The sequence below is a fragment of the Staphylococcus sp. GDX8P80P genome, from assembly GCF_017893095.1.
Lineage (GTDB): Bacteria > Bacillota > Bacilli > Staphylococcales > Staphylococcaceae > Staphylococcus > Staphylococcus borealis.
Map to the genome: position 1 here is coordinate 1 of NZ_JAESMI010000075.1, position 9808 is coordinate 9808.

The window sequence follows — 9808 nt, forward strand, 5'->3', positions numbered from 1 at the left end:
CAGCTAATCTTAGTATGTTTACATATCTCCAATCTAAAACATTGTCTTCTAATTCCTCAATCGGCATGGAGATTGCTCCAGGGAAATAGCCACTTTCATATTCTTCTGTGGGACGCACATCTAATAATAATAGTTCACCATTTTCAACTGGAGAGAGATAGTGAACAAAAACAGAAGCCTGTTCAAGGATTGAAGTACAATGATTGAAAAAACGTGCATTTCAGTATTTTAGAATGCATGTTTTGTTGGCATATAAACGTATAACATAATCATCTATGTAAACATTATATACGCGATTAGGAGTGTCACACTAGATAGACAAATTGAAGTAATAAAGATAACGATAGAAGGTTTAAGTGCGCTTGAGATGACGTCTTTTAAAACGATATTTAACCCCAAAGCGACCATTGCCATTAACATACATAACGTTGTGATGACATTAATAATATTCATCAACATTGAAGGTATAGGGATAAACGTATTTATACAAGCCATTAAAATAAAGCCAATTAGAAAATAAGGAATATGAACTTTTTGTTGTTGTTGATCTGAATTTGATTGATAACGCATATACAGAATTAAGACAATACTTAATGGAATGAGTAAAAAAACACGACCTAATTTTCCAAGTAAAGCAAACGTCATTGTCTCTGGTCCACCAATACCTGCTGCTAAAACGACTTGAGCGATTTCATGTAAACTTATACCTGCCCAAGCGCCATAAGTTATCGCAGGTATTTTAAAAATAGCCTCGATGGCTGTATACATTAGCGCAAATATAGTTCCAACTAGCGCAATAATACCTACACTGATTGCGGTGTCTTTTTCTTTAGATTTTAAAATTGGTGCTGTAGCAGCAATAGCTGCAGCGCCACATACACCTGTACCGATACCAAGTAGTATAGAGATATCTTTATTTCCTTTAAGCATACGATTTAAAATTAAAGTTAAACTAATTGAGAAGATAATGACGAATATATCAATTAGTAATAATTTCCAGCCTTTGCCTAGAATATCTCCCATATTTAGTTTTAATCCATATAAGATAATCGCAAATTTTAATAAACGCTTCGATGCAAAAGTAATACCAGGACGAAGATGTTCTGGATAACCTTTGATTTGGCGGTATATCATCGCACAAATGATTGCAATAGCTAAAGCCCCAATTGTATGTAAAATAGGAAATTGAGCTAATATATAACTGGTAATTGCAATCACAAATGTAAATATAATGCCTTTTATAAATGACGCTTGCGTTAATGATTTCATATGTATTTCTCACCTCAATATGAAATCTTAGCACGTTATCGTTATAACGTTAAATAAATAATTAGTATAGTATCTATATCAAAAATGATATATTAGACTTGAAGGAGAATGATACATGGATCCGTATAAGGTATTAATTGAAGTAATCAAAACAGAAAGTTTTACTAGAGCAGCAGAAAATTTATATACGTCACAACCGTCTGTTAGTCGAGATATTAAACGTCTAGAATTAAAATATAATGTAAATATATTTGAATTTAAGTCTCCATATTTAAAACTAACGAATGATGGAGAAAAGCTTTTACAATATGCATTGCAACGGGAAAGTATTGAACAAGAATTATGGCAAAATTTAGCATCTGAATCCGAAACCATCGCAGGCACGCTAACGGTCGGAAGTAGTTATACATATGGTGAATATTTATTATCAGAAAAACTCACCATCCTTATGCAACAACATCCGAAGTTACATATTCATTTACGTATTAATAATTCAGATTCTGTTATAAACGATATTAAACACAATAGAGTAGATATTGGTATTGTAGAAAAAGATATTCAAGATAATGCGATAGAATGTAAAACAATAATTGAAGATGAAATGGTGTATATTTATAAAAAATCAATTAAACCTAGAATGGATATATGCTTCGTTAGAGAAAAAGGATCAGGAACGAGATTTTATCAAGAGGCAGGACTTTCCGAACTAAAATTAAATCCCTATTTAGTAGAAATTAATAATATTAGTATTATTAAACAAATGGCAGAGGCTGGAAATGGATTTGCTATTATTTCCAAATCAGCAATTAATCCTGAAGATTATGAAAATTTAGTGATAAAAACACTTAATGTGAAACGTCATTATTATCTAGTTAAACATGTTGATAAATATATCGATAAAAATATTAGAACTGTCATTGAAACGATTATGGAATAATATATATAAGATGTGGAGGGGGACAAAATTTATCTTAAATGCGCTGTCTCCAGTGTGCTTAGCTTGAGCAATGTCTTAATGAAATACTCTCTGTTGGGCGCCTCAATCACAAGGATGACTAGAACTGGGACAAGCTTGACTTAAGTGCCTTCTTAGTTCAGTCAGTTACTGCGAATTTGCAAAATAGCATTATTATATTATGTATGTTTCAGACTCCAATTTTTTATTGTCGCGGTGAGGAATATAATGTGTCATTTTTTAATTTCAAGCATTTTATGCTAATGCAAAATAGAATGGAATTTAAGCTTTTAATAAAAATACATATAATTGTGTTACTATATATGTAATTTACCGAATAATTTGACAATTTTAACTGGAGGCGATATCGATGATGTTTGGTTATCAAGTGAATGAACATGTGACGTTAAAAATATTAGAAGAGCGTGAAGCGGATCAACTTTTCAACTTAGTAGATAGCAATCGTGATTATTTAGGCGAGTTCTTGCCATTTGTCGAATATACAACTGATGTTGCGCACAGTAAGACATTTATTCAGTCGGCGTTACAACAATTTACGCGTGGTGACGGCTTTCATTGTGGCATATGGTATGACGATGAACTTGTAGGTGTCATCGGCTTGCATTATTTAGACCTTGTTAACAAACGTACGTCTATCGGTTATTATTTGGCTGAGCATTTTCAAAAAAAGGGAATTATGACGGCATGCACAAAGGCGTTGATTCGCTACGTGTACGAAACGTTTGATATTAACCGCGTAGAAATTCAAATGTCGACACGAAATCCGAAAAGTAGGGCCATACCTGAACGACTTGGTTTTACGCAAGAGGGTGTGTTGAGAAGTAACGAACGTTTACGTGGCAAGTTCTCGGATAGTTATGTGTATAGTTTGTTGAGAGAAGAGTATTATAATTAAGCATTTTATACTTATCAGTTCGATTTGACGTTGGATTTAAGTTATTCTACATTTGAACCAACGGTCTTTAATCATAAATTGATAAGGCGTTTTGATACATAAACAAAAAGAATATAAATGAAGAACCTAAATGGTGTATCGTTTTTAATTATACTTCAACTATATTTCTTTTATTGGCATAATAAGTGTTATTTTTCTTCCTTTCTTTGATATCATGAAAAATATTGTCCCACTATTTTTCATGATGAGATTATTAATTAACATCATTCCAAATATTTATATGAAGAATATTTTCATTGTATATTTCTCTTCATATTAATAATAATTAAAATAATTATTTGATAAATTACACATTATCTTGAACAAAGAAAATAACGCTAAGATACGCTCACCTTTGAATAAGAGCGTATCTTAGCGTTTTTGTATAAATTTAAATATTATATGATTATAATTTAGCTTGCCATTTATCTGTCCAGACTAAATCATTTGGCACGCCTTTGAAATCTGACTCGCCCATGATTTTATCTACAACGGTTTCTAATGTTGTTTTATTTGAATGGTACGCGTTGATATAGGCTTTGACCATTGTTGCATCATGTAAGTGTGTTGTGAAATTGAGTGATGTAAAGACGGTAGGCACTTCATGAACGTACCATGGAATTTCGTTACTCATTGCAGTTGACCATCGGATGCGATAGTTATTTTCAGCAGCGTATCCAACGATATTTGCGAATACGAGTGCAGCATCAACGTTATCACGATATTCTAATGTTTTACCTTTTACACGTGTAGAGCCATCATTAACTGTCACATTAAATCCACGATCTTCTAGAATAGATACTAAGTTATGTTCGACAGTGTCATCTGATTTGTAAATACCATTTTTCTCACCTTCGATAATATACAAGCGTATATTCTTGTGTGTTTCAGGGCGTATTGGTAATTGATCTAATGTGTTCTTCACTAATGTGATGCCTAAATCGGCAGCTTCTTGTTGCATTGCCAAGTGTTCATCACAACCGATAACGCTAAGTTCGTCTTCATTTTTAAGTAGTGTACCCTGTGCTTGCTTTTTAGGTAAATGTATTTTAGCTTTTAGTCCTAGAATACGTCTTACAGCATCATTTAGACGGTCGTCAGTGATCACGCCGTCTTGATAACCGTTTAACATGAACTGGAAGTCTTCTTCTAAATCATTGAAGAATAAGAACATATCGCAACCGGCAGCAATCGCTTGAGGCACATAGTCTTCACGTTTCATGGCTGCAGTCATACCTAACATATGACTTGCGTCTGTTACGACTAAGCCATTAAAAGCTAAGTCGTCTTTTAATAAATCGGTAATTAATTCTTTAGATAATGTTGCTGGTAAAATGTCTTTGTCTGCTAACTCAGGATTGAGTTTTTTAGAATAATGAGGTAATGCAATATGACCTGACATGATCATTTCCACCCCATTATTAATGTGATTTTCATAGACTTTTCGGAAACTTTGATCCCATTCATCTGTTGTCATTTCATTTACACCTAATACAAGGTGCTGATCGCGTTCTTCAGTACCGTCACCCGGGAAATGTTTAATACAAGTGATCATATCTTGTGTTTCATTAAAGCCATTAATAAAGGCATTGGTATATTTAATCACGGTTTCTGCAGTTGTTCCATATGCACGTGTGTTCACAATTGTGTTACGCCAATTTTTTAAAATATCAACGCAAGGATCAAAGTTAATGTTAACGCCAAGTGCTTGTGATTCTCGACCAGATACGTAACCTGCATTATAAGCGACTTTACTGTCTTGAGCGGCTTCACATTGAGCTGCTGAAGCGATATACGTACCGTTTTTACAAGCTCCATTGCCACCAGAGTCACAGTTTGCAGCGACAAGTAAAGGCACTTTACTATGTTGTTGTAAATCGTTTAATAGCGCTTGAACTTGTTGCTTGTTTCCGCCTTGATAGCGGGCACCACCGATATGATATCGATTTAAAATATCTTTATTTGTATACTCAGAATCGTTAAAGTCGCCATCTTCTTCTAATGAAAATAAATTAAAGAATAATTGTCCTATTTTTTCTTCATCAGTTAAATGTGACAATGTCTCTTCAACCCATTGAATTTGTTCGTCATTTAAAAAGTAAGGTTTAGCTTTCAAATCTACTCGTGCCATAGTTATCATGCTCCTTTTCTAGTCAAAATTATTATAAAATTGTTGAATTACATGTTCTTGAATAGTATTATCAAACTGATTATTAATGAATAAATTTAAGTATTTGTCTTTAAATTCAAGCCAAGATGTCGCTTCGTTTCCAGCTAAAATTGGATAGAATAACACATCATTATCTTGTGCCGCTTGCATATCGCCTTTAGCATCACCTAGAACGAGTACTTGATTTGCATCGTATAAACGTTTGAGTTGATTAATGCAATGTTTTTTTGTGCCAGCTTCTTGCGCGAAGATGCTAGTTATAAAAGGTGTGAGTTGGTGTTCAGTCCATTCTGTCTCAACTGCTGATAGGTTTGCAGATGAAACAATCACAATATCTGCGTTATGATAGGCGCGCTTTAAAGCGTCATATACATATTCAAAAGGACCAATACTCGGAAGTCGTTGGATGAGTTGATTAACGCGGTTTGACCAGTCTAACGCTAAACGTAAACCTTTTTTATCAGGGTTAGCTTCAATATCTTGTTGCAATTGTGGATTTGAGAATGTCGCCGTCGTATCTACCCATGCTTTAATGTCATCGTAGCCATCTACAGTTCGACCTTGTTGATGCAATTCAGTTAATATTTTTTCAAGTCCTTGAAATCGATTAATACCACGTGTGATTTCATATAGGTTAAATTGATTCCAACGATTTAATACGTCATCTTTGATATCGTCTAGATTCCAAATATCAAGTAGTGCTGGTCCAAATGCACGTTCATGTTTAATGGTCATTGTATCCATGCCACAGCCATCTGAGTCTACGCAGATAAGGTGATCATGTTGTGGTTGAAAATGTTCTAGTGTGTAATTCAATGTTTTCAATCCTTTCTTGTAATAGTCATAAATGAGGGTGATTAATATGATAAATCGAGAAGTTTTTGGTATTTTACAAACGCATGCGTTTGAACTATTAATGGTATCTCTTGAACGATATGATTTGGAAGATCTCAAGCATGTAAGTAGTCACTTGAAATCGCCTTTTACCAATACAAAGAGCAAACGCTATAAAGCAGAACTACAAAAACTTTTAGAAAATATGAAAAGTAATATGATTTACCACTATGTGAATCAATTTGATGCACACTTTTTAATGTTTAAATATCGAAAATCGCATCAAGTGATTATATTAGGTCCATTTTTACTTCAAAGACCGAGTGAAAATAAATGTCTCGAAATGCTTCAAGAAGTCCAAATTAAACATTCCAAACTTACCATCTTAAAACAATATCTTCTGCAAATACCGGTTTGTCAGTATAGCCAAGCGCTCAATATGACGCATCTAGCTGTTCGATATTTAAAAAATAGAAATATTCATTATAGTGTTGAAGATATTGATTTTAGCTTTCATCGTAACCCAGAATCACACGCCAAAGATAAGGCACAATATGAATTTACATTTAATAAGATTAAAGAACGCTACGATATTGAAAATAGAATGCTGACTGCCATACAGAATGGTAATGCTGATGAAGCACTCAATTTATTTAAATTAATGAAAGTTTCAGTATCTGGCATACGACGCGTCACAGATGATTTATTAAATCATAAGTATAGAGGGTTTCTTGTTAATACGTTATGTCGGAAAGCCATTGAAAAGGCTAACGTCAATTTATTGACCATCAATGATATCTCAGGGAAGTATGCTGCAGAAATCGATGATGCCACTGACATTGAAGACTTAGATCACGTAATGGAAAACCTCATTTATGAGTATGCACAGACCGCATTAAAGGTTAAATCTCTTAAGTACAGTGCTAACATTAATACTGTCATTCAACACATCAAAATTAATTTGGATCGTCCACTTTGTCTAAATGAATTGGCTGATTTAGTTGGGTTGGCACCATCATACCTGTCAAGATTGTTTAATCAGGAAACGGGACAATCTGTTTCGCAATATATTATGCAATTACGTGTTGAAAAGGGAAGAGATTTATTAATTCATACACCTATGAAAGTTGATGAGATTTCAAATTACATAGGTTTTAAACAGCAAAGTTACTTTACAAAATGTTTTAAAGCTAAGTATCAACTGTCACCGTTAGAATATCGTAAACAATATAGCTCGGTGAATTAAACTTAGAAGTGATGCGTTGAACTTTGCTTGCAATTTAAAATTATCATTCATTTTTATTTATCACTAGTTCAAGTAATAGAAAATTTAGAAAATTTGCTACTTTTTTAAATTTAAGGTCAATAATTTATAAAAATCATTAAAATTTTACAAAAAATATTAGCAATTTATACTGTTTTTTTAGCATTTATTTTGATGATATTTCGTTGTAATTCATCATCATTAAGAAAATAGAAATATGCTATAAACCCTTTCATATCAAGCTTTTTAGGAGTTTGGTAGGAAGGGTTTATTTTTGCTTGAAAGCGATTTCTGACTGCGCTAAATTGACGATTCGCCATTTGCAAATATAATGAAATTGGGTTGGCAAAGAAATTAGAAATAAGGAGCTTTGCGAAAATGAAAAAAATAAAAATATTAAATCAATTGCATGAAAATTATCTCGTCGCAGTTGTCAGAGGTAAAAGCAAAGATGATGCAATCGCTGCTGTTCAACAAATGATAGAAGGTGGCATTTATAATATTGAGATTACCTTTACAACGCCTCAAGCAGAAAAAGTTATTCGACACTTAAGTGCGACAAGCGATGAACATATCGTCATCGGAGCAGGTACTGTATTAGATAGTGCAACAGCACGAATCGCTATTTTAAACGGTGCTGAATATATCGTAAGCCCTCACTTGGATATTGAAATAGCTAAAATGTGTAACAGATACGCAGTACCTTATTTACCTGGGTGTGGTTCTGTAACAGAAATCGTACAAGCAATGGAATCAGGCGTAGACTTAGTTAAATTATTCCCTGGAGACTTGCTAGGCGCGAATTTCATAAAAAATGTACATGGACCTATACCACATATAGAATTAATGCCTTCAGGTGGCGTATCTTTAGATAATTTAGAAGATTGGTATAACAAAGGTGCTTATGCGGTAGGCATTGGTAGTGCATTGATGAAAAATGCAAAAGATGGAAACGATACTGTAATTAAAGAAAATACAGAAAAATTTGTCAGAAAATTTCAAACAGTAAGTGGGTGAGCACATGTCATTCATTACTTTTGGCGAGATATTGATGCGATTAAGTACACCGCATCACCAAACATTTGAACAGGCACAAGCGTTTGATATTCATTATGGCGGGGCCGAAATGAATGTTGCGATAGGCTTATCAGGCTTAGGTATCGACACCGCAATGGTAACAGCTTTACCTAATAATGATATTGGCGACAACATTATACAACATTTAAGACGTTACAACGTGAATGCCGACAAGGTGAAAAGTGCTAGTGGCAGATTAGGTCTTTATTTTACTGAGAGTGGTTATGCACAAAGAGCAAATCGTCTTATTTACGATAGACAAATGAGTGTATTTAGCCAATTAAATCCTGATGAATATGAAATTGAAAGCATATTGAAAGCGCATGAATGGTTTCATATTACGGGTATTACGGCAGCACTAAACGATGCGTTATTTGAATTCTTGAAAAAAGCGGTCAAAATAGCTAAAACATTAGGTCTTTTTGTAAGCTGTGATTTGAACTTTAGAGATGCGTTGTGGGATTTTCAAACTGCGAGAAGAAAAATGTCTGAGCTCTTATACGACGTGGATTTAATCTTTGGTTATGAGCCTTTATCACTGCCAGGTGAAGATGGCAAAGATTTAAAAGATGGTTTAGATCGAATGGCTAATATTGAAGACATTAGACCGTTTTTAACGAAAATACATCAAACATACAACATTAACTATATTGCATTTACACAGAGAAAAATTTTTAACCACAAAAGAAACCGCTTACAAGGATTTCTTTCTACACCAAATCAACTCGAACAAACTGAAACAGGGCTCTATAATAAATTGGACTGATGACAAAATTCATCAGTCCAATTTTTATGTTTTGAATACAAAAATGACGCAATTACCTCTATAATTATTAGTTACCACAACAAATAAAAAAGGAAGGTAATGCGCCTATGTGTAAGTCTATATTAAATACATTAAGAATTAAAGATAAAAATATAAATTTTTCAGATGAAGTGACTGAGAAAAAACATAAAGGGCGAATGAGCTTGTTTTACTATGCTGAGCTCACTTATCAACCTACACATTGTGAAAATTGTTTAGCTAAAAATGATAATTTCTCTATAGTAAAAAATGGTAAGAAAACCTCAACGATTACTTTGCTTAAAATTATGGAAATGCCCGCTTATTTAAAACTTCAAAAACAAAGATTTTATTGTAAAACATGCGATAGTCATTTTACGGCTAAATCTGATATTGTCGACGATTATTGTTTTATTTCTAACAAACCAAAACTTTCAGTTTTAGATAAAGCACAAGAATACCGCTCTCAAAAATCTATTGCTAAGTCATGCTTAGTATCA

Annotated in this window: 10 protein-coding genes; 6 read left to right on the forward strand and 4 right to left on the reverse strand. The window is 33.4% G+C overall.

The annotated features are described in order from the left end of the window. On the reverse strand, nucleotides 1–190 hold a 190-nt coding region (locus tag KA858_RS13035; protein ID WP_348634755.1), incomplete at its 3' end, for a rhodanese-like domain-containing protein. Between the two features lie 83 nt (nucleotides 191–273). Then, nucleotides 274–1269 carry a YeiH family protein gene (locus KA858_RS07240; RefSeq protein WP_210125231.1) on the reverse strand — a complete coding sequence of 332 codons (996 nt, stop codon included), beginning with the start codon at nucleotides 1267–1269 and terminating at the stop codon, nucleotides 274–276. A gap of 115 nt (nucleotides 1270–1384) precedes the next feature. Here KA858_RS07240 and KA858_RS07245 point away from each other — a divergent pair, with 115 nt between their 5' ends. Beyond that, nucleotides 1385–2206: a LysR family transcriptional regulator gene (locus tag KA858_RS07245; RefSeq protein ID WP_210125232.1), complete on the forward strand. Its 822-nt coding sequence runs from the start codon at nucleotides 1385–1387 to the stop codon at nucleotides 2204–2206. A gap of 391 nt (nucleotides 2207–2597) precedes the next feature. Next, on the forward strand, nucleotides 2598–3140 hold the full coding sequence (locus tag KA858_RS07250; RefSeq protein WP_210125235.1) for a GNAT family N-acetyltransferase: 543 nt from the start codon (nucleotides 2598–2600) through the stop codon (nucleotides 3138–3140). 445 nt (nucleotides 3141–3585) lie between these two features. Here KA858_RS07250 and KA858_RS07255 read toward each other — a convergent pair whose 3' ends face one another. Then, on the reverse strand, nucleotides 3586–5310 hold the full coding sequence (locus KA858_RS07255; RefSeq protein WP_210125233.1) for a glycoside hydrolase family 3 protein: 1725 nt from the start codon (nucleotides 5308–5310) through the stop codon (nucleotides 3586–3588). 18 nt (nucleotides 5311–5328) lie between these two features. After that, on the reverse strand, nucleotides 5329–6165 hold the full coding sequence (locus tag KA858_RS07260) for an HAD family hydrolase (protein WP_107629435.1): 837 nt from the start codon (nucleotides 6163–6165) through the stop codon (nucleotides 5329–5331). 46 nt (nucleotides 6166–6211) lie between these two features. Here KA858_RS07260 and KA858_RS07265 point away from each other — a divergent pair, with 46 nt between their 5' ends. The 4 genes from KA858_RS07265 to KA858_RS07280 all read left to right on the forward strand — a co-directional run. Next, entirely contained in the window at nucleotides 6212–7429 is a 1218-nt protein-coding gene (locus KA858_RS07265; protein WP_107629436.1) for a helix-turn-helix domain-containing protein, read from the forward strand. Between the two features lie 396 nt (nucleotides 7430–7825). Further along, nucleotides 7826–8464: a bifunctional 2-keto-4-hydroxyglutarate aldolase/2-keto-3-deoxy-6-phosphogluconate aldolase gene (locus KA858_RS07270; RefSeq protein WP_210135339.1), complete on the forward strand. Its 639-nt coding sequence runs from the start codon at nucleotides 7826–7828 to the stop codon at nucleotides 8462–8464. A 4-nt stretch (nucleotides 8465–8468) separates the two neighbouring features. Continuing rightward, nucleotides 8469–9290 carry a sugar kinase gene (locus tag KA858_RS07275; protein WP_210125234.1) on the forward strand — a complete coding sequence of 274 codons (822 nt, stop codon included), beginning with the start codon at nucleotides 8469–8471 and terminating at the stop codon, nucleotides 9288–9290. A gap of 107 nt (nucleotides 9291–9397) precedes the next feature. Beyond that, the coding region (locus KA858_RS07280; RefSeq protein ID WP_210135340.1) for a transposase family protein at nucleotides 9398–9808 on the forward strand (411 nt) is incomplete at its 3' end.

Excerpts from the sequence above, each read along its gene's own strand:
- KA858_RS07255 (WP_210125233.1), bottom strand. The coding sequence starts at position 5,310 with ATGGCACGAGTAGATTTGAAAGCTAAACCTTACTTTTTAAATGACGAA.
- KA858_RS07240 (WP_210125231.1), bottom strand. The coding sequence starts at position 1,269 with ATGAAATCATTAACGCAAGCGTCATTTATAAAAGGCATTATATTTACA.
- KA858_RS07275 (WP_210125234.1), top strand. The coding sequence starts at position 8,469 with ATGTCATTCATTACTTTTGGCGAGATATTGATGCGATTAAGTACACCG.
- KA858_RS07250 (WP_210125235.1), top strand. The coding sequence starts at position 2,598 with ATGTTTGGTTATCAAGTGAATGAACATGTGACGTTAAAAATATTAGAA.
- KA858_RS07270 (WP_210135339.1), top strand. The coding sequence starts at position 7,826 with ATGAAAAAAATAAAAATATTAAATCAATTGCATGAAAATTATCTCGTC.
- KA858_RS07245 (WP_210125232.1), top strand. The coding sequence starts at position 1,385 with ATGGATCCGTATAAGGTATTAATTGAAGTAATCAAAACAGAAAGTTTT.
- KA858_RS07265 (WP_107629436.1), top strand. The coding sequence starts at position 6,212 with ATGATAAATCGAGAAGTTTTTGGTATTTTACAAACGCATGCGTTTGAA.